Annotated in this window: 19 protein-coding genes; all 19 read right to left on the bottom strand. The window is 39.2% G+C overall.

Annotated features, from left to right (window positions below; translation table 11 throughout):
- Position 1 precedes the first annotated feature (1 nt).
- Positions 2–1,858, bottom strand: coding sequence for a type VI secretion system Vgr family protein (locus AAEY93_RS00530; protein ID WP_351074395.1), 1,857 nt, complete (start codon positions 1,856–1,858; stop codon positions 2–4).
- A 70-nt stretch (positions 1,859–1,928) separates the two neighbouring features.
- Complete coding sequence (locus AAEY93_RS00525; RefSeq protein ID WP_351074393.1) at positions 1,929–2,408, bottom strand: Hcp family type VI secretion system effector; 480 nt, start codon at positions 2,406–2,408, stop codon at positions 1,929–1,931.
- 381 nt (positions 2,409–2,789) lie between these two features.
- A complete protein-coding gene (gene tssH, locus AAEY93_RS00520; protein WP_351074391.1) occupies positions 2,790–5,396 on the bottom strand; it encodes a type VI secretion system ATPase TssH in 2,607 nt (868 codons plus the stop codon).
- 19 nt (positions 5,397–5,415) lie between these two features.
- Positions 5,416–6,423, bottom strand: a complete 1,008-nt coding sequence (gene tssG, locus AAEY93_RS00515; protein ID WP_351074389.1) for a type VI secretion system baseplate subunit TssG — start codon at positions 6,421–6,423, stop codon at positions 5,416–5,418.
- Positions 6,420–8,249 carry a type VI secretion system baseplate subunit TssF gene (gene tssF, locus AAEY93_RS00510; RefSeq protein WP_351074387.1) on the bottom strand — a complete coding sequence of 610 codons (1,830 nt, stop codon included), beginning with the start codon at positions 8,247–8,249 and terminating at the stop codon, positions 6,420–6,422. Before tssF ends, tssG begins: the two co-directional genes overlap by 4 nt.
- Complete coding sequence (gene tssE / locus AAEY93_RS00505; RefSeq protein ID WP_351074385.1) at positions 8,246–8,737, bottom strand: type VI secretion system baseplate subunit TssE; 492 nt, start codon at positions 8,735–8,737, stop codon at positions 8,246–8,248. The genes tssF and tssE overlap by 4 nt, the downstream gene beginning before the upstream one ends.
- A gap of 5 nt (positions 8,738–8,742) precedes the next feature.
- The gene (locus tag AAEY93_RS00500; RefSeq protein ID WP_351074383.1) at positions 8,743–9,531 is read right to left on the bottom strand and encodes a type VI secretion system accessory protein TagJ; all 789 of its coding nucleotides are present in this window, start codon (positions 9,529–9,531) and stop codon (positions 8,743–8,745) included.
- A 14-nt stretch (positions 9,532–9,545) separates the two neighbouring features.
- Positions 9,546–11,081, bottom strand: coding sequence for a type VI secretion system contractile sheath large subunit (gene tssC, locus AAEY93_RS00495; protein ID WP_351074381.1), 1,536 nt, complete (start codon positions 11,079–11,081; stop codon positions 9,546–9,548).
- Between the two features lie 51 nt (positions 11,082–11,132).
- Positions 11,133–12,626, bottom strand: a complete 1,494-nt coding sequence (tssC, locus tag AAEY93_RS00490; protein WP_351074379.1) for a type VI secretion system contractile sheath large subunit — start codon at positions 12,624–12,626, stop codon at positions 11,133–11,135.
- Entirely contained in the window at positions 12,626–13,126 is a 501-nt protein-coding gene (gene tssB / locus AAEY93_RS00485) for a type VI secretion system contractile sheath small subunit (protein WP_351074377.1), read from the bottom strand. The genes tssC (AAEY93_RS00490) and tssB overlap by 1 nt, the downstream gene beginning before the upstream one ends.
- A gap of 41 nt (positions 13,127–13,167) precedes the next feature.
- Entirely contained in the window at positions 13,168–14,274 is a 1,107-nt protein-coding gene (gene tssA, locus AAEY93_RS00480) for a type VI secretion system protein TssA (protein ID WP_351074375.1), read from the bottom strand.
- Positions 14,275–14,576: 302 nt separating this feature from the next.
- Positions 14,577–15,344: a PP2C family protein-serine/threonine phosphatase gene (locus AAEY93_RS00475; protein ID WP_351074373.1), complete on the bottom strand. Its 768-nt coding sequence runs from the start codon at positions 15,342–15,344 to the stop codon at positions 14,577–14,579.
- The gene (gene tagF / locus AAEY93_RS00470; protein WP_351074371.1) at positions 15,335–16,066 is read right to left on the bottom strand and encodes a type VI secretion system-associated protein TagF; all 732 of its coding nucleotides are present in this window, start codon (positions 16,064–16,066) and stop codon (positions 15,335–15,337) included. Before tagF ends, AAEY93_RS00475 begins: the two co-directional genes overlap by 10 nt.
- Positions 16,048–19,596, bottom strand: coding sequence for a type VI secretion system membrane subunit TssM (gene tssM / locus AAEY93_RS00465; RefSeq protein WP_351074369.1), 3,549 nt, complete (start codon positions 19,594–19,596; stop codon positions 16,048–16,050). The genes tagF and tssM overlap by 19 nt, the downstream gene beginning before the upstream one ends.
- Before the next feature lie 23 nt (positions 19,597–19,619).
- The gene (tssL, locus tag AAEY93_RS00460) at positions 19,620–20,909 is read right to left on the bottom strand and encodes a type VI secretion system protein TssL, long form (RefSeq protein ID WP_351074367.1); all 1,290 of its coding nucleotides are present in this window, start codon (positions 20,907–20,909) and stop codon (positions 19,620–19,622) included.
- A 24-nt stretch (positions 20,910–20,933) separates the two neighbouring features.
- The gene (gene tssK, locus AAEY93_RS00455) at positions 20,934–22,262 is read right to left on the bottom strand and encodes a type VI secretion system baseplate subunit TssK (protein ID WP_351074365.1); all 1,329 of its coding nucleotides are present in this window, start codon (positions 22,260–22,262) and stop codon (positions 20,934–20,936) included.
- Between the two features lie 24 nt (positions 22,263–22,286).
- On the bottom strand, positions 22,287–22,757 hold the full coding sequence (gene tssJ, locus AAEY93_RS00450; RefSeq protein WP_101086867.1) for a type VI secretion system lipoprotein TssJ: 471 nt from the start codon (positions 22,755–22,757) through the stop codon (positions 22,287–22,289).
- Between the two features lie 18 nt (positions 22,758–22,775).
- Positions 22,776–24,119 carry a type VI secretion system-associated FHA domain protein TagH gene (tagH, locus tag AAEY93_RS00445; RefSeq protein WP_351074363.1) on the bottom strand — a complete coding sequence of 448 codons (1,344 nt, stop codon included), beginning with the start codon at positions 24,117–24,119 and terminating at the stop codon, positions 22,776–22,778.
- A gap of 53 nt (positions 24,120–24,172) precedes the next feature.
- Positions 24,173–26,158, bottom strand: a complete 1,986-nt coding sequence (locus AAEY93_RS00440) for a serine/threonine-protein kinase (RefSeq protein WP_351074361.1) — start codon at positions 26,156–26,158, stop codon at positions 24,173–24,175.
- Positions 26,159–26,329: the final 171 nt, after the last annotated feature.

Here is a 26,329-nt window from a genome sequence, read left to right as displayed (position 1 = left end):
GCTAGTTCAACTTAATTTGAGCAGCTTTTAAGGCAATACTGGTACCATTAACCTTAACGTTTGTCCCTTTAATGGTAATGTTGGTACCTTCGATAGAAATCGAACCGTCACTGCTCATCTTGATAGATGCGCTGCCGGTTTTAATGACTATTTCATTACCCGCTTCAATATTAAGCACTTTACCGACTTTTAAGCTGTCGTTATTGGCTATGTCTTCTAATCGGTCGTTACCAATTTTAACGTTATCGTTATTAACGATGTCAGTGAAACGGTCGTTTCCTATAGTGTCTTTTTGATCATGTTTTACATTCAATAGATGATCTTTTTCTGCTTGGAGAAATAATAACTCTTTGCCTTTTTCATCATCAAAACGTAACTCATTAAAATTGTCGGCACCACCGTCTTTAGTGCTATGAGTTTTAATGCCAGACTGAGTCTTTTTAGCCGGTAAGGCATAAGGAGGCATTAAGTCTGCATTATAAACAGCACCGCTGATAATCGGTTGATCAGGGTCACCATTGATAAACTCAACTAACACCTCTTGACCTACACGAGGGAAGAAGAATGCCCCCCACTTATTGCCAGCCCAGCTTTGAGCGACACGGATCCAACATGAACTTTTACTATTGAATTCGCCTTCACGATCCCAATGGAATTGTACTTTTACACGGCCAAATTTATCAATATGTTGTTCATCACCTGGTTCGCCAGTCACTACAGCTGTTTGTACGCCATTAATTAATGGTTTACGTAAATGAAGCTGTGGGCGGTAAGGGGTACTTTTAGGAACACATTCAAAATCATTTTGATAAACACTGCCTGACATTGATTGGCTTGTGCCTGACTGATTAGGCTGAGTAGCCGACGTTCTCAGCGAGCTAAGAACAAAGCTTTTACCTTTATAACTCGCGTTTTCATGATCTTTGAAGGTAAAGAACTTACCCACCATAAAACTTCGGCAATCGCCTTGGCCACTGCACTTATTCATGTCTTTTTGCAGGGCTTCAAGTTGATTATTGGCAAACGGTTGAGCGCGCTTGTTGAACTCGGACTCGCCTAAATAATCGTACACCTCAAGTGCACTTTGCTCAGGAAGGTTTGCGTTAGTATGATTACCTGAAGGATACAGTTTAGGTTGTTCGTAGTCGTAACCTTTTTGAATAAAACCGCCGCTCACCATGCTCATGCCACCTTGCCAATGAGACACATGCGACTCGGCTAAATGACCTGAGAAACAACGAACCTTCTCTTCAGCACAAGGTTTGTAGGCGTTAATATCATCAGCAAGTACTAGGGTATGAGCACTAACACTATGCTCGAAGAAGAAGAAAATCCCCTCTTGCTGCAATAAACGACAAACAAAATCGACATCTGATTCTAAATACTGCACACAGTATTCATACTTAGGGTATGTGTTGGTGGTTTTATTTTGAAACTCAACTTTATGTTGACCAAATAAGTCTTTAACAATATCAATGACGGACTTATTTTGAAAAATTCGGCAGTTACTGCGTTTTTTCATTAATGCCATCTGAGGCACAATAACAGCTTGATAATCTATATAATTCTGTGCATCGTCTGACGCTGCAGTGCGCATTCCAGCAGACTCAAGATGACTTACCACCCCATGAAAGTATCGAACTGCACCATTACTTTCGGCATTGCGTAAAGTAATGCAAACATTTTTACCCACTAAACTGTCAAGACTGATCTGGGTGCCAACAGTGAACATGGAGACGCTGATTGAAAAAAGCTGAGAGATGGCTTCTGTGGCAGTAAAATGCGTTAGGTACAGAGTATCCTTACCTAATGGCGTTGTGATACTGATGATATTATTTTTTTGAGTGGCCTTAAGCATTCCTTGCCTCAGTCTTTAAGAGTAAAGATCTTGGGGAACAAGTTCCCCAAGATATAAGATCACAAACAGCTTACATTTGTTGACCTTTAACACCGCTGTAGCCATAACGTAGCGCTGCAGTAATGTTGTTTTTATCATCAGTTGGCGTAACAGCCATCATCATTTCAGTGTAGCTGATAGTGATTGTCTCTACAGGACGGTCACCATGAACTGAAACACTGTAGCTAGAGATCATTGCATCGGTTAATTCGATTTGCATGATTTCTTCGATTTTGTCACCTTGCTTAGTGATGTGGAAAACCGCTTTTTTACCTTTACCGATAGTCGCTTCTTTGAACAAGTCAGTAGAAGAATTATCTTGTAATTTAGTAATGGTCACGTCACCTAAACGAGTTGAGCTTGCTTCACGGTCTTTTGCAGTACCTGTGAAAGAACTAATCTCACGGCTAATATTCCAATCGACTGATAACACAGTAATCAGGTCTTTGAATTCTTCAGCAGTGGTTTCGCCTTTAATCCCTTCATAATCTAAATATGTATTCGCTTGCATTATTAATGCTCCTTTTGCGTAGATGTCATCCATTAATGGACAGTTTTATAAGTTCCATAATCAAACTTAATATTTCAATTTATTAAAAATGCACTTACCAACAAATAATACTTAACTGCATTATCCATTTAAATATAGTGAGTCCTCATAATTAAGCTAACCGATTATACCAAAGGTTTATTGATAATCAACTAATCGTTTATATAAATAAAAAATATAAAAAAAAGACCGGCAGTTTATACATTAATAATAGCTATACAACATTACAAAGGGTATATCCTTTATCATATACCCCTCAAATGTGATGTTATAAATAACCAATCTAATACTTATTAATTATTAGTTATTAGTTATTAGTTATTAATCAATATCACTCTCTATTTAGATTTTATAAATAAATTCATCGTTTACTACGTTTACTTTTACATTGGTTGTTTTCTTGTTATTGGCCATATTGTGTAAAATTTTGACAGAAAGGTCAGGCAACAGAGTATTTTGTAAAATATTATGCACATTGCGAGCCCCTGAACCAGCATCCTGACACATAGACACAATTTGGCTCACCACATCATCACTGTACGTGAACTTAGCTTGATAATGCTCAGCTAAACGATTAGCAACACGCTGTAATTGCAATTTAGTGATTTCGTTAAGCATAGGTTGGGTCAGCGGAATATAAGGAATTACATTTAAGCGGCCTAAAAATGCCGGTTTGAAATAACTCAATAAATCATCTTGAAGTGCTTTACGTAAACCAATAATTGATGGCGCAATCTGTTCATCTTCAAACAAGCCCATCGTGGTTTCTGTACCAGCATTTGAGGTCATAATGATAATAGTATTTTTGAAATCTATATCGCGCCCCTCACCATCTTTAATTGTGCCTTTATCAAAAACTTGATAAAAAATATCTTGAACACCTGGATGTGCCTTTTCCATTTCATCTAGTAAGATAACACTATAAGGTTTACGGCGAACGGCTTCAGTCAGTACTCCACCTTCACCATAGCCAACATAACCGGGAGGTGAACCTAAAAGTAATGACACTTTATGTTCTTCTTTAAATTCAGACATGTTGATGACAGTCACATTGTCTTCACTGCCATAAACTTGCTCTGCCAATGTTAATGCCGTTTCTGTTTTACCCACACCACTAGGGCCTGTCAGTAAAAATACACCAATGGGACGTTTTTCATCTCCCAACTGTGCGCGAGACGTTTGCACTGTTTTGGCGATTAAATCTAAAGCATGATCTTGGCCGATAACGCGCTTGGCCATGGTGTCTTTTAAGTTCAAAATTGTCTTTATTTCATCATCCTGCATTTTACCAGCGGGAATGCCAGTCCAATCAGAAATCACTTCGGCAATCAATTGTTCATCAACTTGCCAATGCACCATTGGCTGTTTATTGGCTGACAATATTGCCTTAAACGCCGTTAACTCCGCTAACAAAGGTGCTGTATCTGTTTCTGATACCTGAATTTGGCCAACTAATTCAGCAATTTTTTGAACGGTGACTAATTCGTCCTGCCATTGTGTCGTCAATGGTGTAAGTTCTTTTGAAAGCAATTTATGTTTTTTGGTTAATTCTGTAATCGACTTTTTATGATCTGAACCCGTTTTTTGCTCACGTGTAAGAATGCTAATTTGGGTGTCTAGTTGCTGAATTTGTCGTTGTAATGATTCAACCATCCCAGGGGTAGAAGCTTGACTCATAGCGACACGAGCACATGCTGTATCTAATAAACTTACCGCTTTGTCAGGCAGCTGTCGGCCAGTAATATATCGATGAGATAAGTTAACTGCGGCACATAAAGCTTGGTCAGAAACAAGGATTTTATGATGCCCTTCCATAACGGGCAATAAACCCCGCATCATTGCAATAGCTTGTTCAGAAGAAGGCTCTTCAATTTTCACCACTTGAAAACGACGCGTTAATGCGGCATCTTTTTCAAAGAACTTTTTATAGTCTGCCCATGTTGTTGCCGCGATGGTACGTAACTCACCACGTGCTAATGCGGGTTTTAATAAATTAGCCGCGTCATTTTGCCCTGCTTGTCCGCCACTGCCAATCATGGTGTGAGCTTCATCAATAAATAAAATAATAGGTTTAACAGACTGTTTAACCTCTTTAATTAAAGCTTTTAACCGATTCTCAAATTCCCCTTTCACCCCCGCGCCTGCCTGCAGCAAGGCTAAATCGAGTACATGAATACGAACATTTTGTAATGCTGTCGGTACTTCTTTCTGAGCAATTTTAAGCGCTAAACCTTCTACAACCGCGGTTTTACCGACACCAGCTTCCCCCGTTAAAATAGGATTATTTTGTCGACGACGGGTTAAAATATCGATCATCTGCCTAATTTCATTATCACGTCCAAGAATAGGATCTATTTTCCCAAGTTCGGCTTGTTCTGTTAAATTTTGGGTAAATTGGTCTAGATTTGGCGTTTTGCTCGGCGCTGATTGCATTGCCTGAGTTTCTTCGATATCGCTACTAGATACTTTATGCTCTGTGGATTGACGAGCAAGCTGAGGCCATGCATGTTTTAGCTGTGCAGGATCTATTTTAAGGAGCTGTTTTGCAGAGCGCGAAACCAAAGAGTTTAATGAATCGTCAGTCAGTAAGGTAAAAATCAGATAGACCGTTCTTATCTCACTATCATTGAATTCAATACTGGTATTTAACCAAGTTTGACGAAGCAAACTCACTATATGTGGTGATAAGCTTGGCGCTGCACTGTTGCCTGTTTTAAACTTTTCTAACCCCTGACGGATATCACTAATCAACTGATCTTTTTGTACTGAAAAACTGGCCATGATGATGTCTAAATCACCCGAACCATTCTCTAGCAACGCTAATAACCAATGCTCAATCTCAACGCTGAATTGGCTGCGGCTATGGCATACGCTGGCAGCGGTTTCTAAAGATTGTCGACATACTGGGTTAAGTTTTCCTACCAATTTACTTAAAGTCATCGCTGACATATTCATAGTCCTTTATTAATTAAATCATTAAGCTTTTTATTTGTTGTCCACTCTCTGCACGGCTCATTAGGCCGCAACCTAACCCTAGTCCGATTGCAGACTTTGATAATTGAGCGGTAGGTGCATCTTGTTGTTTTATTTCTAGAAATATCTTGTATTTCACTGACTGACCTAAATAGTTTGAGACTAGTTTTTTAAGTGATTGATAACTGACAGTCCCAGGCATAAAAGCATTAACCGATGCGCCTTCCTTCGGCTTTATATGAATACTGACACTAGAATTAATATCCCATACACGGCTACCTATGCTGGCATCAACACCTAAGCGGGCGTACTGCCCTTCTGGCATACTTCGACTCGCCATTCGGGTTTGCTCTGTTTTCGCTAAGGACTGCCAACGTCCTTGAAAAGATAAAATATTTACATTACAGCCAGTAAAATCATTTAACATTCTTCGTAATGACTCAGCACTGGGCGTTTTAGTGTGACAAAAACCTGCGTAATAACGGTTTAATGATTTGTTACCACTAAGCAAACTCAATACATGGGTAAAACTGTCAGTAACGCCTGTTTCAGGGGATTGATAATTTGCCGAAAAACGATACTTTTCCCATGAACGATAGAATAGGGAGATAAGCCGGTGGTTAAATAAATCGTAAAAGTCACGCATGCCATTATCTTTAAGCCGCAAGCGCTCTAGTAGCAACTCGGTATAATGTGAAGGCAATACACCACTGGGTCCGGTTAAGCCCATAAATGATATATGCATATCGGCGGCAACTTTATCAGTTTGATGTGTCGATGTAGACGCTACTTTGCTGATTGCTTGTCCTGGAAAACCAAGATGTTGATCAGACTTAAAACGCAACAACTCCTTGCTGGGAATGGCGTCATAACCCACCTTATAACCTTGCTCTCGCCCTTGAGATAATTGTTGTTGAAACTGATAAACGGCTTGATAAAAGTCATGTTCTGATGGCGTATCGATTATCGCCTGCAACTGATTGTTCATTACTTGTAGGGTCATAGCAGCGGCCTTAGTCCAGTTCGTGCTGGCCAAGTATAAGCAACCGAATTATGATCTTTAAAGCGCATACTCAAACGGGTAAAACTATTGATTGCAGCAAATTGTGCAAAAAAGTGATCTAAAATAGTGCAAAAGAAAAACACGCCACTGCCAGAGTAATGATCTTTAATAAAGGTAATTTCAATATGACTGCCGCTGCAAAAGCTAATCCGGCCATGTTGGTTAACCCTTGCTGTGTCTGGGCTCACTTCAACAGAATGAATATTCTCTATTAAATTTTTATTTTCTGGCGAACACTTAAAATCGTATAATTTAAGGGTTTCTTTTAAGTTAGACAGTGCATCTTTGCCACTAAAACTATCAATAGATAAATGGGTCACTAACTGCCATCGCGAAGCATCACTCAGCGATGCACGCACAGGTAGCGTAGGCGCAAGCAAACATTTAACGTGCTTAATAATGTCGGCTCGCTCTGGTACGAACATTTTGGGTTCATTAGTCCCAAACGGAAGATGCGCCGGTAAATTACGGTTGCTGCATTGAGCGGTGATACTTAATATCCAAGCGCCGTAGTCTTCTTCGGACTTGAATCCTTTAAAATTATGATCGACTAACGATAAAAACGATTCAGTGCCTAATTCAGCATAACCACCAGACCAACTAGCAGACTCACGCCTAACATGCCAAAATAAATTATTGTGACCTAAATATTGCGGATGTGATTCGCCATAAAATGGGGTAACGTCTACCTTGTTGTCCTTAGGGTCATAAGCAATAACATCTTTAATGCTAATAATTTCAGTCACTTCAGAGTCAGAATAACGGGCAGCTAATTTATATTCATACTGAGAAGCATCAATGCTTACCGGTTCTAATTTTTGTTCAAACAAATTAATCACCGGCGTACAACCTAACAGAAAATGATTGGCACTAACTTGCTTATCTAAATCTTGAGAGCCTTCCTTTAGATAAATATAAAGTGAAAACTTATTGTCGATCCCTTGCCAGCTGCCGTCTAAATCATCGATGTCAAAAAACAAAAATTTTTCAGGGAAAATAAAATTTTCCAGTAATAATCGATAACCGGAACTGGTACGTTGACTGTAAGGTATCACTTGTTGTTCATCTTCAAAGCCAACCGCTTTTAAATGTCTTTTTGTTAAAAACTTACACACAGTTTGCTGCTCATTCACTAAAGCAAAACCTAGACTGTGTTCAAATAACAATTGATAAAGTTGAAACGTTTGATGATCTTGGCCATTCAAGAAAAAGCGTAATTTATCAACACCAAGGCTTGGCATGCTAATTTCGTCAAATTCACAGGCGATATCAAGCTTAATAATAGCCTTAGCACGTTCTGGCCATTGTGGTTCAGGGGCATTAAACGGTGCATTTTGAAACTGGGCTTTCTGCACCTCAATTGGCCATAATTTCATGTCATATGATGTTTGAAAATGGCAGGTTTTCATCCCCTCAACCTGGGTATCTACCTGAGTTGCTCTGGGTAATAACACGCCAGTAGTCGACAAGTTTTCAGTGGTTACTTTGATAACGGACATCGACGGTATTGGCGCTTGGTAATCGGGATATAACTGGCCTAATAACGCCTCAGTTAATTCAGGAAAACTATCATCAAGTTTTTGCCTAATTTGTGCTGTTAGCAAAGAGAATGCTTCAATTAATCGTGAAACATGAGGATCTTCAACATGTTCATCACTTAAGCGTAAACGCCCGGCAACTTTAGGATATTGCTCAGCAAATTCCGCTCCCATATGACGAATGAAAGCCAGCTCACGATTGTAATATTCCAATAATTCCTGATTCACAGAATTCCCTCATTAACTATCATCGCCAAGTGGACAGGCTCAACTTCAGAGTCAAACGTAATATATTCAGGCTCAGGTTCTGCATACAACAATGCATTAATTTTTAATCTTAAAACCCGGTCTAATGGTTGTTCATTATCGACTGTTTCAACCATTACTTCTAAAAATCTCGGTTCGAATCGTTTAATGGTATCGGCAACTTGTTTACATAAAAGCTGACGCCCATCTAAGCTCGCGACTGGCATAGAAGAAAAGTCACGCAAACCATAATTCATCAAAGAATTATCAAGCTCAGTTAAATGATCAGGCCACGTTTGCCATTGCAATTTAGCATTGAGTAGATTTTCTAAATCGCGACGAACATTAGACCTTAACTGACGTAAGTTAAGGCCACGATGGCTGTCTTTGACGTCTTGCTCGTTTGGCGCATCATCTATCAATCTATCTAGAATTGACGCCATTATCGGTTGTTGGTTATTGCTCAACACGGGGCCTACTGCAACACTGGAGTGGTAACTTTAGTAATTTGATTTAATGCGATAGCATTATCATCGACAAACCACATTTTTAAGCCCTTGCCTGAAACAACATTAGTCGCGATTTCATGCCAATCGGTTTCTCGTCCCAGTTTTTGCGCATCCGTTTCACTGCCACCATAAATCATTGGAATATGTGCTTCGCCGCTCGGTCCATTTTTGATGGCTAAATCAACCCGACGCCAAACCATTTCCAGTAATGAAGTAGCCGGTTTAAAGTTGATATAATCAATTTCAGATAACTGCGCTAAATAGAAATTACCGTCAGTACCAAAAATCTCTATGAAACCGCCTAAAGTGTCATCCAGATCACGAATTTCTTGATGAGTGATATCGTTTAACACTAAGTTTACTTCGGGACGCAGAGTTTCAAGGCTGCTTGCACACTGAGTCACATCATCTTGAGCATCAACCATTGCTAAGCGTAATTTCATTAATGCTTCAACGTGCGCATCAGACTCAGCAAAAAGTTGCGGTACTGTTTTGCCCGCCATAAAATCTTGTCGGGCTTGTTCAGCACGGATCAACTGACGTAAATTTGCTGCGCCAATTAAAAAGTCAGGATGCTTTTGCACTAAAAAGTTTAATTGTTTGTCTGCACGCTCAAGTTCACCATTAATACATAACAACTCAACATGTTGACCTTTTAAGTCAATATTCATCGGGTCGTCTTTTAATTGTGTCTCAACTAACTGTATTGCATCTTGTAGTTGGCCGCTCTGCAGCATTTGTTGAATTTTTTGCATTTGATACCTTTATGTTAGTTTCTTGATGTCAGTTCAGTGACCAATTTAATACTGGACACCATCTGATCTAATTGAAAATGAGGTTGTAACTGAATAATCGAATAGAAATGCCCAGGCTTGCCGCGAATTTCTTTTACCTGTACTTGGGCACTTCGCAGTGGGTATTTACTTCTTACATCATCTGAGGACACGTCTGAAGCGGTAGTGTATTTATGCAGCCACAGTTGTAGCTCTCGCTGGCAAGCCTCTGCAGAATGAAGTGAACCTATTTTTTCACGGCCTAATACTTTGATGTAATGAGCAAAACGTGAAACACATAAAATGTACTGCAACATCGATGATAATTTTGCATTGATATTGTCTTCTAACAGTTCATATTTAGGTGGTTTCTGAACAGAAGCATTACTGTAAAAAACTAAATGTTCACAGCCTAAAACCGGAGATAAAGGAATAAAACCTTGGTCAGAAATAGACTTTTCCGCCCGATCACTGATTAATAAGTCCACCGATGGCTTCATGCGCTTGCGATACAAATCGGGCTCATATTGGCTCACTGCAAGATCGCAAACTAATCCTTTCTTACGTGCTCCAGGCTCTAGGCCACGGATATGACCAAACCAGCCTGACTCGCTAAATGCACGAATTAATACCCCACCGAAGGCATAAGCAGCATTGCCCCATAAATGATCTTTTTTAGGGTTTTTAATCGATTCTTTAAACTTAAATCCTTCGCTACGGGTACCATCAATAAGATAAGGGGAACGCATTAGGATGTTGGGCATAGTTAAGCCAATGAAGCGAGAATCGTCCATTTTACGTAACGAATTCCACTTAATGTACTCATGTTGTTCAAAAATTTTAGCGATATTCATATGAGCAGATAAATCGGCAAAATCATCAGCACCAAACAAAGAAGCACTAGCAGAGGTAATAAAGGGCGCAAAAGCGGCCGCTGCAGTGCGGGATATTTCTTTTAAAATATCAATATCATTAGTAGAAACGCCAGGACGGCTTTTATGAGTGATTTGATAATCACCAATTAATGTGCCGAAGGGCTCGCCACCGGACATGTCGTATTCATTGTTATAAATCAGTTTAAAAAAATCGCTTTGGTCAAACTCAATGGCCCGATTAATGTCTTTAGACAGGGTTGTCCAACAACAATCGAGCATTTTTACTTTCACTTTCTGGTCTTTATCATGTAAATCTTGCTGTTGAACAAGATAAAGTACTCCGCGCCAGCTGGCTTCTAACGCTTGAAAAGCATCATGATGAAGAATTGCATTAAGCTGTTGTTCTAATTGTCTATCAATGCGTTCAATAGCTTTAAGCAAGAAAGGTAAAACAGATGTTTTATCGAATTGGTTAAGCGAATGACTTGAGTTTTCAAGCCAAAGCAATAACGACCTAGTCGAGTCCGACTCTCGCAAGAACCGTTCGACTAGGTGTTTATTTTTTAGTGCCTGTGTCTTGGAAGATACTGGTTTGTTAACACCAGTATCTTCTTTGAAAATTTCACTTGTTACAAATGAAATGGTTTCATGCGGCATCGTTTGTTTCTATCCTTGAAAACAAATGAGGGTCACTGCATTAGCGCGTGATTATCCTACTTTAGGGATCTTTGCGACTAAACGTAAAGAGGCTGTAAGTTCTTCCATTTGTAACCAAGGACGTAACCATGCAACTGCATTGTATGAACCAGGTTGGCCAGGGATTTCTTTAACTTCAACTTTTGCGTCTGCTAATGGGTACTTGGCGCGAATCTCTTGCCCACCACCTTCTGAAGCATTAACAAATGATAAAATCCAGCGATTTAACCAAGACTCGACATCTTCAGCTTCCATAAAGCTACCAATTTTGTCTCGAGCCATCACTTTAAGATAATGCGCAAAACGTGATGTTGCCATCAGGTAAGGTAAACGTGCAGAAATGGCTGCATTCGCGGTAGCATCATGGTTAGACATTATTTTAGGTTTTTGGCAAGATTGAGCGCCAAAGAACACTGCATAATCAGTATGCTTGTAATGACACAGAGGTAAGAAACCCAACTTACTTAATTCAGCTTCGCGGCGATCGGTAATGCCAATTTCTGTTGGGCATTTTAAATCCGGATCACCATCATCACTGGTAAATACATGGGCTGGTAATCCTTCAACCTTACCACCACCTTCGGCGCCACGGATTGCGGTACAGAAACCATATTTGCTAAATGCCTGACCCATATTAGTTGCCATAACATACGCTGCATTCATCCAGCAATAGTCATCATGATCAGCTACTTTAGCACGGCCACTTTCTAAATCTAATTCGAATTCTTCATAGCAAAACTCTTCAACAGGTTGAGTTGCTTCACCATATGGAAGACGGGCAAGCACTCGTGGCATGGTTAAGGTGACAAAACGAGAGTCATCACTGTCACGGAAAGAGCGCCACTTAGTGTATTCTAAAGATTCAAATACTTTTTCAAGATCCCGTGGTTTACTGAGTTCAGTCCACTCATCAAAACCAAATAAAGAAGAACCAGCAGCAGAAACAAATGGGCAGAAGCCGGCGGCTGCAACATTAGATATCAATGATAATGTTTCAACATCTTCAGGATGATTACTAAACTCATAATCGCCGACTAAACAACCATAAGGCTCTCCACCCGGGGTACCAAATTCTGCTTCATAGATTTTTTTGAACATTTGACTCTGATCAAACTCAACCGCTTTACTCAAATCTTTGTGAAGTTCTTTTTTAGACAAACTCATGACACGAATTTTAAGCATTTCATTTGTTTCAGAGTTTTTCACTGTATGATGCAATCCACGCCAACTGCCTTCCAGCTTTTGCAGATCTTCATTGTGCATGATGGCAGCTAATTGCTTAGAGATAATATCGTCTAAACGAGTAATCGCCTTGTTAAAAGTAACTGTGAGGTTTTTATCCCATTGCACAGTACCTTTCAGGGCTTCTTCCGTTAATGAGCGAATAAGCTCTTCTGCACGCGAAGAATCGGTTTGCTTGGTTGCAAAAATTGCTTGCTCTAAAATAGAAACACTTTGTGCTTGTTCTTCAGATACAGCATCTAATGACGCAGCTTCCATGCTCATTATTCCGCTCCTTTGAGGTTAAGTTCACCGGCTAATTTATCTAGGCTGGTAGTGTTATTTAACACTTCTTCTAAGATATTTTCGAGATTCTCAGAACGATCAACTTTGGTCATCAAATCACGGAGTTTGTTGCGGGTTTCCATTAATTTTTTTAATGGTTCAACCTGATTAACAATAGCAGCAGGCTCGAAGTCTTCGATGCTGCTAAATTGTAATGCTACCTTCATTTCAGTATCATCACCGGCGAGCGTGTTAGGTACTGAAATGTTTAATTGGGGACTCATACGCTTTAATACATCATTGAAGTTGTCGCGATCGATTTGCACAAAACGGCGGTCTTTCAATGGCTTTAAATCTGCGGCGTTGTGTCCAGTAAAATCACCCGTAACACCGATAACAAAAGGCAGTTCTTTTTTTACAACTGTACCTTCTGTTTCAACATCATAGGTAATATGGACACGAGGTTTTCTTACTCGCTTTAATTTATCATGTACACTCATATGAACTCCTTTCAATAATATGTTGAGTAATCAACTACAGATCAATCTTCCGTTTTTATTCCAGATAACTTGAAGAAACCATTCCTTGCTTCACCATCTTGGATTAATTCTTGTAACAACTCAGGCAAACTGAGATCACTCCAACGTATAACTTGTTCAATGGCATAAGACATAGGCGAATGTGGTTCGGTACGTCTAAAAAAGTCCGCTATCGTTTCAAGGTGATTAATGGCTTCTGCTCTCGAATTAAGCTGTCCATCAATACTTGAGGACGTTGTGCTGCGGTCGTTAGTATCGCTATGTTGCTCTTCTTCTTGATGTTGTTCTTGTTCAAGTTTTGTTTTGTTTTTTGCAATAATTGGCGCCGTAATAGCACTGATTTGTAGCGCACATGCTTCTAATGCTTTGCGAATGTAACTTGTAGGCTGTGGCTCACCGCTCATCGCTGCATCCATGGCAGCAGATAGCTTGCTAAAAGCGGCAATGGCCTCTTGAACATCACGGTCTAATTCAATAAAAAAACTGTCAGAGGTTTCTCTAATGCTATGTTCGACATCTTCAAGTGACACAGAACCTGAATCAAAACGTTTTTCTTGTTTTTCTTTATCTAAACGACTGGTGTCTAAAGCTTGCTCATATTGCCAAGTAGAATAAATGACACCACCATCAGTGATTGGAATCGTTCTGATTGGATGAATTAAAGACCCTTCGCTTTCGATACCGTTTAAACCAATGAGCGGCGCAATGCGCTCAGCTAAATCAGTTGGCTCAGGGGTGGGATAGATAGTGTCCCAATAGCGATCAACTAGCTCTGTGGCTAGAGTGAAACCAAAACAAAGTCCTTTAAAGCCATATAACCTACAGGCGGCCTCTATAAACCAAGCAACATATTCAATATCTTTTGATTGTTGTTTTAAGATGTCTGGGACTTGTTCGAAAATTGGTCGCCATTCAACTGCAACTGACAATACATCTTCTTCGTCAGTCAGTGCTTTACGTTCTCTAGAACGTGCAATATTTCGAACATCTTTAAGTAGATAATAAGTTGATGTCGGACTTATATCTTCACGAGGATCAACTCCTGACTCCGCATCAATGGTAATGGGAAGAATTAATTCATCAATTGTTAAATTCTTTAGCTTACTCAATCTAATTCAATCCCTGAATAAAAACGATTAATTTACAATAATAAAAGTATAGAACGTCAAAAACAATACTTACCGGCCTTTAATAGAAGTAAAAGACAATATAATGCCAATAACTAATTACAATGGATAATCATAAAAAAATAAATACATCCTATATAATTACACTCGATATCATTACACTCGATATAATTACATTTAAAATAATGTTATTGCACATCTAAACACAACATTTATAAGTAATTACTATCGGAAATGACATTCATTAAACAAAAATACTCATATGAGATTGATTTATTTAAACATCAACTAAATATTGGAATTGTTTTATCACTATCATCAATGACATTTATTTTTTTAGGTGTATTTTTAACGAGAATGCAGGTGACATTATCTCGTGCATTTCTGACTAAAGAGGCATGGAGTAGTGCCATACCGGAATCAATGATATTGCCAGACTTTATTGTTCGTTCAATTTCAACATCATTTAATTCTTTATTTAAACCATCGCTACAAAGTAAAAAGACATCACCCTCTTTCATATTATCGGTGCGATAGTCTATGTCTAATTGTGAGTCGACACCGACAGCCCGAGTGATCACGTTCGCTAATGGATGAGATTCAGCCTCTTCAGGTAGAAGTAACCCTTCATCAATCATGTCGTTAACTTGACTGTGGTCTTTAGTGACTTGCTTCATTTGTTGATCCCGTAACAAATAAATTCGGCTGTCGCCTACCCATAGCAAGTGATAGTTATCTTGGTATAACCACAAAACAACGACAGTACTGCCTGCCACCTTCCCATCAAACTCATGCTCACTCATTTGTTGCAAAAAACGATTACTCGCAATAAGCGACTGTTTTAAAACATCTAATGTAATCGTTTCTGGTTGTAAATGTTCAACGGCCTGCTGGATGCCATCAATCACTAATTGACTTGCGACATCTCCTGCTGCATGTCCACCCATACCATCTGCAACCACCCAAATACCTAAATGTGGTAATTCCAGATATGCATCCTCGTTGATTGCTCTTACGGTGCCTCGATGAGTTAATGCATGACTTAAGTGCATGATGTTTGTTCCTTAATGAGCTCTGCAGTATTCCAACCACGTTGTTGCCATTGACCATTTAACATAGAAATAAATTGACTGATCTGTGGTAAGCCTTCGGTAATAATCGTGCATGGTTCAACATCGTCAGATCCCTCTGTCCACCATATGCTGTAACGATCAAAGCGTTTTCTGTATTGCTGGTCTAGTAATAAAAGCACATCAGGTGAATTGTCCCCCTGAAAGACCCACGCTTTCTTGTTGCGATCTAATGATTCACTCTCGAGTAGCTTGTCGTTATTGGCGGCTACCGTTAAAGGCTCTTTTGTAATGGCATCTAACCAATTACCAAGAACAGTATCATCTTCAAGTACTTGTAATATGTGTTGTTCAAAAACCTCAACCCACTGATTATCTTTCCAACCTCTTAAAGCCGATTGATTATGTAATCCGGCTAAAGTGAATGGATAATGGCGACCAACATGATCAACACTTGGAATGACGGTCCCGACCACGGCTTGGTCGCAACACACTCCGGCAGATAACGAAAAATGCCAAATGGGACTCGTCAGATAATAATCCAACCAATTGTGTTCGGTTTGTTCTTTACTCACTGCAATAACGGCTTGTAACCAATCATTCCAATTTTTAAGAAAATCAATATTTAAGTTCTGCTGAATAAAATCACCTTTTGAGGGGACTTTGCCACAGTAACCTACTGATGTTAAAGATTCGCAGGACATCTAAACTTCTCCATATTTGCCATCCAAAATGGATTGTTAACACTGTTTGCGGTCAATTTCAGTACAGCATTGTAACCTTTGAGATTGATGAGTAACTTGCCATCTTTTTTCGTTTTTGGACGCTTTTTACTTAATTCATCTAATAATTTGAAGAACGACCATTCACCTTCATATTTCTTATTGATAGAGCGACCACCATTGGGAGGTGAAAATGCAATTCGTGTTTCGTTATTAGCTCCAGGACCAGGCCACGTAAATAACTCTTTGCGAGTAGGTCCGTGTCGATATTTAAGCTGCTGACTGTCTATTTCGAATAAAAACATACTCACACTTCTATCTAATAATTCCGGTTCTAATGAAAAATTAACGATAGGCTGCTTAGATCCTGGTTCGAAAAATGCTTCTTTAATGATTTCAGCACGTTGATACATTTCTAAAATGTCATTACGAATGCCGATATTACGCTTAAAACGCCAAGGTTTTTTGCTGGTATCGACATGTGAAGCAAGGTATTGATCCCAAAATTTATCTAAGGTGCCGCCATAACCAAAAAACTTGCTGAAGTCTTTTAGTCTGACATCTTCTGACGATTTACGGTCAAAAGGGTAACGCCCTGCGATCGCACGATTGAATTCGGCCAAGACTTGCGAACGCCAAATACCATTGAAACGTTGACTTTGATTGGATTTTGCAAACGAGCGAGTACGATAAGCCACTTCACTTAGCCAATTTTTTACTGGATAAGGTAGATCCATCAATTGCTCTGATAAACTGGATCCTAGTTGAGCAAAGCTTTCTTCTATGGCTTGATTAACAACGTTACCTTGCCCTTCTGACTGCATTGATAATTTACTGTAGTTTCGATTAAGAGCGCGTAATGTCGTTTGAATTTTATCAATATCGGCAGGATTTATTTTGAGCAATTCTGCAAAAGCAAATTCCACATCCTTGCCGGGCAAATCAATATCTAACTCTATTGCAGTATCAGGTAAGAGCCGATTTAATCGTGCTTTTTTAGACCGAAATGCAACATCTGAAATATTACTGGCCACTTCCGCAGCGGCCTTTAAATTATTTGAATCGGCAGGAAGCTTAGTTAAATTCACATTTTTCTGCACTGCTGTAATAATAGTTTTTATCGGTTGGTCTGGACTAGCAAGTGCAGCAGTAACACTCTCTGCTTCCTCACGTGTTGAATATGGTTTAATAGCAAGGTCACTTAAGAAATCTTCCCAATAGAAAATATAGTCACGAATGTATCTGCTTTCTAACGCTTGGGTAATCTGCGCTTTGGCTTGCTCATCTAAATCAATTAACTCATCACCATAGACCCAACTATCTGCGGTTAGGTTTTTGATTATCTTGTTCTTTTCTATGCTAAAAATCCCATGAAAACCATTAAAAGTATAAAGACCAGGAATGCCTTGATTAAATTGGCGACCACTGGTGAACACCAAACCATCTAAACTGTCTAAACTCAGAATATCGACCAGTGTAAAATCTGGGATACTGCTGTTTGAAAAATCACTTTTCAAACGCTGATAGGCGCGCTCAACCAGAGGTAGCATGGTCAAATTAATCCGCGCACTATCAACTGTCATACTGTCATATTGATGACCTCTAATCCCTAAAGACAGTAATGTATCTATGTGCTTATTTAGCTCCTTCCTAACCTCACTATTGACATCACCAACAAGGTTTCGATCGATATAAGCCGAGAACCAGACTTGCACATCACTTTTGTCAAAATGCTCAGGAAAATACAACATTAAGTAGGTTTTTAATGTTTCATATAGGTAGTTAAGGTGCTCACTGTTGGCGTCCATTTCTTCACTAAGCACACCTTGTAGGTAAGGCATTAAATGTGTTTCTAAGGCACGGTGATAAGCCGCTGTCGCCGGTTGTTTAAGCTTATCTCCTTGATACAAACCAAAGGTATATGCATCCTCCGGCTTGTCAGTACCAAAACCAACAGGGAGATCACGAATTAATGTTAAGCCTTTGGTTAGTGTAATGACATCTGACTTAGCATTTAACCCACCACTGGTAACGGTTTTATATGCAGTGACACCTTGATAAGTATCATCAATCAATTGTCTATTCCAATCATAACTTTGCCACCAAACATAACTAGCAAGCAAGGTGACACCTGCAGCAATGCCTACTGATACTTTTCGTAAAAGTTTATTATGGTTTGTATGTTTACGATTGGTTGATGCTAAATTTTTCTCCGGAAAAATAACATCTTCTAACAGGCGTTTAATAAAGTAGCTGCGTTGTTTATTGGCGGCGAAGGTTTTAGCTTTACTCTTAATACCACTGGATAAGTGACTAGAAAGATGATCAATTGGCGTACCTTCTTGAGTTGCACTGGTTAAGTAAACACCACGCAATAGCGGTGCTTCTTCGTATGCATTAGGCGCGAAAATTTCTTTCAGAAAATCATCGGCTGAGCTCTGTAATAATCGAAGCTGCTTTGGAAACTCATAGATGGCCGCACGACGCTCTAGGTCGCGTTCGTTTTTTAAACGGCTATTTAATCTTGCATTTAAATTTAATAATAAATCATGAAATTCTTTATTAAATGAACTGACAATATCAGTGTCTTCTGTATCGGCATTGAGTGGGAAGGTAATACCCCAAATTTGTTCACAATCTTCTTTGGTTAAATCATCAAAAAATTCATTAAACCCGGCAACTAAATCTGATTTAGAAAATAAAACATACACAGGAAAAGTCATACCTAGTTGATTTTGCAGCTCTTGTAAACGCTGTTTAATCGCCCGGGCGTGTAAGTTTCTCTCAGTCTTAGTTTGGTTTAACAAATCAGACATTCCCATGCTGATTATCACCCCATTAATAGGACGAACTGGGCGGTATTTTTTCAATAAGCCCAGAAAACCTTGCCATGCCCGAGAGTCTTGTTTTACATGACTATCTTGGGTGGTATAACGGCCCGCCGTATCAATTAATACCGCTTTATTGGTAAACCACCAATCACAATGTCTTGTGCCGCCAACGCCTTCTATCATATCTACGCCCATTTTTTCTTTTAATGGGTATTCAAGACCAGAATGCTGAATAGCGGTTGTTTTTCCGCTTCCAGGCGGACCAATCATGATGTACCAAGGTAATTCGTAAATACTTTTATTTTTAGTTAACTTGGTATTTTTTAGAATATCTAACGCTTGGGTCATTTTATTTTGTAAAACAGTGATTTCACTTTTGGCTAAGTCATCACCGGTCACGGAGTTACCCTCTTCACCGTTAATTAAGCTATCAACCATTTTCTCGCTTTGTTTTTTATTCTTGAGTTGTCGAGAAAAGTGAATAGCACCAAAAATAATAACAATAACCAGTAGTAAGATAATCCGTGTGGCTGCTGATGCTAATGGTTCATACCCCGCTATAGCCACTAAAGGGCCACCAAACCAAATAAGTAAAGCTAAGCATAAACAACCTATTATGGTAATTGCCCATTTAGACTTAAGTGTGTCGACAATTCCTTTGCCAATTGATTTTAAAGACATTGATGCGATTCCTTTGTGTCACACTAAAACAATAAGTCGATTTCAATTCGACGATTTAACGCGCGGTTCTGTTCACTGTCATTCACCACACGGGGCTCAGACTCACCACGACCTTCGGGCCACAATCGGCCACTTAGCGATGCGTTATTAGCAAGAACGTTCGCAATCGACGTTGATCTTGCTAATGAAAGATGCCAGTTTGATGGATATTTAGACGTAAAGATGGGCTCATCATCGGTATGGCCGGTGATCAAAATTTTGCCATTTGTGCTCTCTAGCGTCAGAGCTATTTTGGCTAAAATCACTTCAAAATCTGAACGAGGTTGAGTGTTACCAGAAGCAAACAGTTCAGTCGCCCCAATGCGGATCCTCACGCGATCGCTTAATTGTTCTACTTCGAGTAGATTTTTCCCAATTTCGGTTTGTAAAAGTTGTTGCAGTAATAACGCTTCGTCACGACTGATTTGTTGTTGCGCATCAATGGTTTTTTCCCAAGGCACAATCGAGGTCAATTCTTTATAAGCGTCTGATGAATAGTGGTTAATGCTGTAACTAAAACTCATATAGATAAATAAAGTAACCACACCAAATAATGCCCCGATAACCCATAAAGGAAATGGCTGCTGGAAGGTTAAATTAGGCACAATATTCTGTCGCCATTCTGGTGATAATTCTCGATGAAAATCGCCTTTACAAGATTGAATGGCTAAATACGTTTTTTCACGTAACGCTTCTAGTTTTTGATCGCCTTGAGGCTCAACTCTCATTTTGCCAACAAATCCAAGTGTTAAGCATAAATACATCAACTCAAGTAAATTACACTTTTCAGAAGGATGACGAAGTGATGCTTCAAGCAAGGTATAAAAATATTCACCACCCAAAGTTTCATTGTGGAAAGTAGAAAGCAAACTGTCAGATGCCCAATAGCTTTGCTCTCCCCAAGGCGTATTGAGGACCACTTCATCAATAAAACAACACAAGCAATATCGAGCAGACTTAATGTCATCTGACGCTAAATTTGCATTACGTAATTGTTGCTCATAATTCTTGATGAGTTCGACACAATGCACCCGTAAAGTATTGACATCATCATGCTGGCTACTATTTCGTAATTGGCTACAAATAGATAAAAGAGTCCCCGCAAAATCAACGATTGGGTTTTGCGATAAGCTTAGTTGAGATCGGTTGTCTCGATTATCAGCTCGGTGATCTTGAATCAAGGTTCTCTGACTATCATCATCGACTTTTGTTTTATTGCCAGCCATACCCGACCCTTTCCCTGGGCGAGGTTTAACGATGGTTTTATCGTTCACAAAATTATCCTTAATGTTTTGGCGTTAAATACTCACGGCCCAAAGTTCAATTTGTAAATCTGGATATGCACCAGAAATATGCATTGCTACACCGCCACTTGATTTAAGCTTTACCCAATGGCTGTTGTTTTTATCTAATTGGAAATAGTGATAACCAGCATGATATGGCACCTGTCTTGGCGCGACTGGGAGGTTTGATATTCCGATGCCTGGTAATTGGTTATTAACCAACTCACGAATGGTTTCGACTGACCCTATTTTAATTTGTGACGGTAGGCGTTGACGAAGCTCGTCATGAGGAACATTTGCTTTAACAGCAAGAATAAATTCAGCATTATCAAGCATGCTTTTATCTGCAATCGTAGAGAAATACACGCCAAATTTGGTCTTTTCTAGGATTAACTCTGTGGCACTTTGTTCCAATACACTACTTAAGCCATGATTAACAATCACCATAGTATTACTAAACACATAAGTTAAATTATCATGTTGATAGACTGGAAATTTTGGCGGTCGCTTGTTGGGACTGCTGAATGTAGAAAGCTCACCAGAAAAACTAATGAGTGTGCGAAATAGCAATTCTGGATGAATATGACTAACAACGCCGTAATGTTCAAAAATGGGTTGATACTTATTCAAAAGTTGTAACATTAAAAAGTCTGCTATCGAACTAGAAGTTCCTTGGGACTGACTTAAGCGACCGGCAATGGCTTCTGCACGCTGATTAATCATGCCAGTGACTTCAGTTGTCATATTCATTAAGGTTTTAATGTGTTCAATGCCAATACATGCTGGGATAAACTTTTTATCTAGGCGGATAACGCCCTCTTCAGACACATCAATAACCCGAGCTATCGCAATTGAAACATAACCAGAGCGGTCTTCACTTTGTAACTTTAACCGACAATCTAATTTTGCAACTTGCAACACTTCCATAGCATCAGACCCAACACTTGTGTCAACAATGTTGTGATCTTCATAGCTGTAACGAGTAATTTGATTTTGTTCAGAAGATGAAATGTTCATCCCATTACTTTTCGCAACGGGAAGAACAAGATAGACAAGCTGATCCAATGTGCCGGCTGGAATAGTAATAGCCGTTGGTAACGGGCTCTGCTCAGGAAGACAAGCCAAGGTGTTATCGGGAAAAACACAATCGATACGGTCTAAACCAAATTGCCCCAGTGGAAGTAAGCTATAATTGACTTCATAGCTCACAACCCCCCAAGCAAGTGGATTGTTATTCTTGGCAGTTCGCGCTTGTTGATTTTGCAAAAAACGTTCTTGCTGCTGCATATGTTGCGGACGAAGAAACATGCCCTCTGTCCATGCTATTGGGCTAAAATCGCTCATAATTTCCCTATTTATTCACAACAATTATTTTTCAGAGTTATACACAGCTATTTTTTCGATGTTGATAACGACATCATCATAACCAGTAGGATCGACAGCGACGACTGAACGCCAACGAGATGAATCAATATCTCTGTACGCGACAATAACACCCACAAATCGGGTGTTTTGTCCCAGTGTCATGGCATACTCACGCGTTTCTGATGGCTGTAATTCCAACTCATCTTTACGGATAAGATCTGGACCAAGCACACTTTCCGCCGACTCATCAAGGGTAAAAAAATCTTGAGTATCAAAGATAGTTCTTGATGATAATTCAAATATTTTCACCACCACTGGTGATGGCCGATCGTTAATGTCAGGATTGATGTCTGCACTGGCATTAAAGGTAAGATCTGTCGATGGTGGGACGACAGCATTAATCGTTTTACAGCCAGAATTAAGTAATAAAAAACTTACTAATACAATTTGATATAAACCTAACTTCAATTTCATTTATTAGCCCTTAGTAATTTATAATGTTTTAATTTTATTGTCGTATGCTTTAACAAAATCATCTGATAATGCGGCAGCACTGTCTTGCATAAATTCTGTTTTTAAATTGGAATGTAAGCTTTTATATACTTTCCATTGGCGCATCTGTTTTTGTCCCGGCACTAACATGTCTGTAAGCGATTGATTTTGACTTTTGGCTTCAATAAACTCAGGATCTAATTGATTTAACAATCCACGGATAGCGCCTAATGTACCTGCGGTTAACGCGGTATCATGTTTTCGACCGTCATTAAATGCTTCGGTGATAGCTTGCTGGGATGACAAGAAACTCGCACTTTTTCTTAAAAATAAATTTTGAAAAACATCATCAATATTGGCCGAAAATTTCAATGGATTATTTTCACGCTGCTGGAATGTCGTTTGATTGATCCTAAACTCAGTCTTCAGCTTTGAACGTTGACGTAGAGATTCCATCAGTCCAGTCAACATAAACTGCATGCTTTGGCCCAATTCAAACATCAACTCTTCAGTTAACACATTGACATAATCTTGTTCATTGACTCCCAGACCTTGGAAAAATGCTTTGCTTAATGCAGATGCCGGGCTTACCTGTGAACTAACCGATACTTTGGATTTTGGTGCCACGGGGGCCACCTTTTTACCCTCCGTTTTTACCGTTTGAGTCACTTTTATGGGGTTAACGGGAGCCTGAGCAACAAGAGGCGCGGGCTCTTGCGGAACCGCAGACCGGATATCAGCTTTTGTGTGAGCTTGAGAATCTTGTCCAAAAATATCTTTATCCCATTCTTCTGGGATGGCAACCGGTGGTTGAAAATGGTCGTGCAAATCAGAGTTCATCTGTGAGAGACCCGCAGACTGTTGTCGAGATTGGTTCAGTAACATAGCAGAATCAAATCCTGCTAAATCAGACTCAAACCCAGTATCAAGCATTGATGAGGAAGAAGCTGGAATGACTTTATCCTGCGGCAAAGTCGCAACGTTTTGTACATCTTGTAGAGGACGACTATTGGAGGCCACATTTAACATTTGTAACTTCGCGCTGATCTCATAATCACCAAAAGTGAATAAATCATCGTGTTCAATTTTATGTTCACGATTGGTGCCTAACGCTTCGACAGCGCGATTGACATATAATCCGTTGGTTGATAAATCCTCAATGAAAAAATCATCACTGCGCTTGGTGATCCGAGCATGAGTACCAGAAACCACTTTTTCAGGATCCGGCATATGCCAGTCACATACATCAGAGCGCCCTAACGTTAAGGTGTCTGTGACACCTTTTATTATGACTTGCTCAGGGGATAACCTGTGATAACTCACAATCTCTAGCGATAATTCCATTTCTATTACATCTTCCTTCATCAACTTATTGACTAGCCAACATACTCAGTGAGTTATAAACGTTGAACACCATTTAGACGTTCATACATTTCATTCCCTCTGGCAAATAACTCTCTGGCAGTCTTCAGATATTGCTTTTCTAGATACACATTTGCTTGGCGTAAAAAAGAAGCGGCTAAACGTTTATCAAGCGTTAGCAGGGGCTCAAAATCATCAGGTAAATTCGTGGCGAGTCCCCTAACTTCTTTATCAAACTCTTGTAAGTCTTTCGGGTTATCAATCGCATCCAACTTCACGGTTAATTGATTAAATGTATCTCGGTAATAAACTTCAGCAGCATCGTATGGATAGCTGGCAGTTTTACCTTTTGCCGTTAGATCGTGATAGTCATTTAACCTTTTAACCGCAACTTTCAATTCAGCGCCATATGTAATTAATGACTTAGCTTGCGGATAGTTTACAAAAATATATTCGCCGGTAGTAATCAGCGCATCAATTTGAGTAATATCATGTTTCTTTAAGGCGTTATTAAATGTGCTTGCATAGAGAGTGTATTCTTCATTGGAGGCGATATAAGCATATCCAGGCTCGACAAACGTTAACCCTTCAACAATGGCCTGAATATTATTACTTCCCTGTTCATTGTAACGGGCTTGAAATAAAAGAAGACTCAAACGTTCAGACAGTGCATCTACGACAGATTGTTTACTTCGCTCAGCTTGGTTTTTCATTTGTAGTAAGCGAACTGAATCAGGATAAAAACGTTCTATATCATTAATAACTTGTGCTATTTTTTCATAATCTTGATACATACCATTATCGCTTTTCGGTAAGGAAGCAATACGTTGCTCAACAATATCCAACACTTCAGATTGATGTGTCTTTAATAAACCATTCTTAATCAGCGTTTTATCTTCTGGAATATCTTCTATCTGGGCTAATAATGCTGAAGCAGGAATAAACTCAAATGCTTGAACTTCGCTTTTCGCCTTGTTTGTCAGCGCGACTTTATTTTGTAAGTCGTCTAGTTGAACCTGATAATATTGTTGAATTTGAAATCCACCGATCGCAAGCACTGAACCAGCAGCAATGGCGGTAAGTAGTGGCCAACTTTTACTGTGGAACTTATTGATAATCAGATCGATGGAAGGCACACGTTGTACTTTTTTAAGCGCGAGACCTTTTTTCAACATAGGCCATAATCGTGTACTAATATATTTGGGTTTAATCAACTTATTGTTGATGATATCAACTTCATTTGCAGCAACACGGTTATAAGGATGTTTACTTGTTAGCAGCTCATAACTAATACACGAAAAAGCAAAAATATCGTCTGCCGCGCAGGCATCTTCTCCAGATAACTGCTCAAAACTGGCGTAAGCTGGGGTATAACCTGTTAAAGGAGAGTCTTGGTCGACTTCGGCAAATGCATATCGGTCCTCTCTTTGCTGTAAGTTTTTCGCAACGCCAAAATCAAAAACTTTAATATTCCCTTGGCGAGTAAGGAAGATATTTGAAGGCTTTAAGTCTGTATGGACAATACCTTGTTGATGAGCATACGATAATGCAGAAGCAATCTGATCAATGATTTTCATTGATCCTTTGAAGTTGATACCTAATGGTTTTGAACGTTTGATCACTTGGTCTAATGATTCACCATCTAACCACTCCATCACCATAAAGTGAAAGTCATCATCGGTATCTACATCATAAACTCTGATGATGTTTGGATGAGATAGTTTTTGAGTTTGTACTGACTCTTTGATAAGAACTTGTTGAGCTTCGGGTATATCAGATATCTGAGATAATAATACTTTAATCGCAACAAAAGGTTCGGTTACGTTTAATGACTCCAAATAGAGATCTTTGGCACGGTATATATCACTCATACCACCATGACCAATTTTCGACTCAATTAAATAGCGATTTTTGAAACACTTCCCAATCAAGTTAACTTTATTATTATTTTCAGAATGTTCAAATCCTGCCACAACTGTTTTATCTTCAGCAAAGTGATTTGGTGCTTTACTCTTATCCATAAGTACAGGTTAGTCCCTTAATGTTATCCTAAAGTATGTAAACTATCTTCCTAGTGAATCAAAAACACCCCAATATGTTGCAGTAAGAAAACGCAAAAAACAACACTTAAAAACTTAGTTAATAACTTTTAAATAAATTCATTAAAATAAGCTACCCATTGGTATGTATTA

The organism is Shewanella sp. CAL98-MNA-CIBAN-0140 (genome assembly GCF_040309905.1).
Classification (GTDB): Bacteria; Pseudomonadota; Gammaproteobacteria; order Enterobacterales; family Shewanellaceae; genus Shewanella; species Shewanella psychromarinicola.
This window is presented reverse-complemented; position numbering and strand designations above follow the sequence as displayed.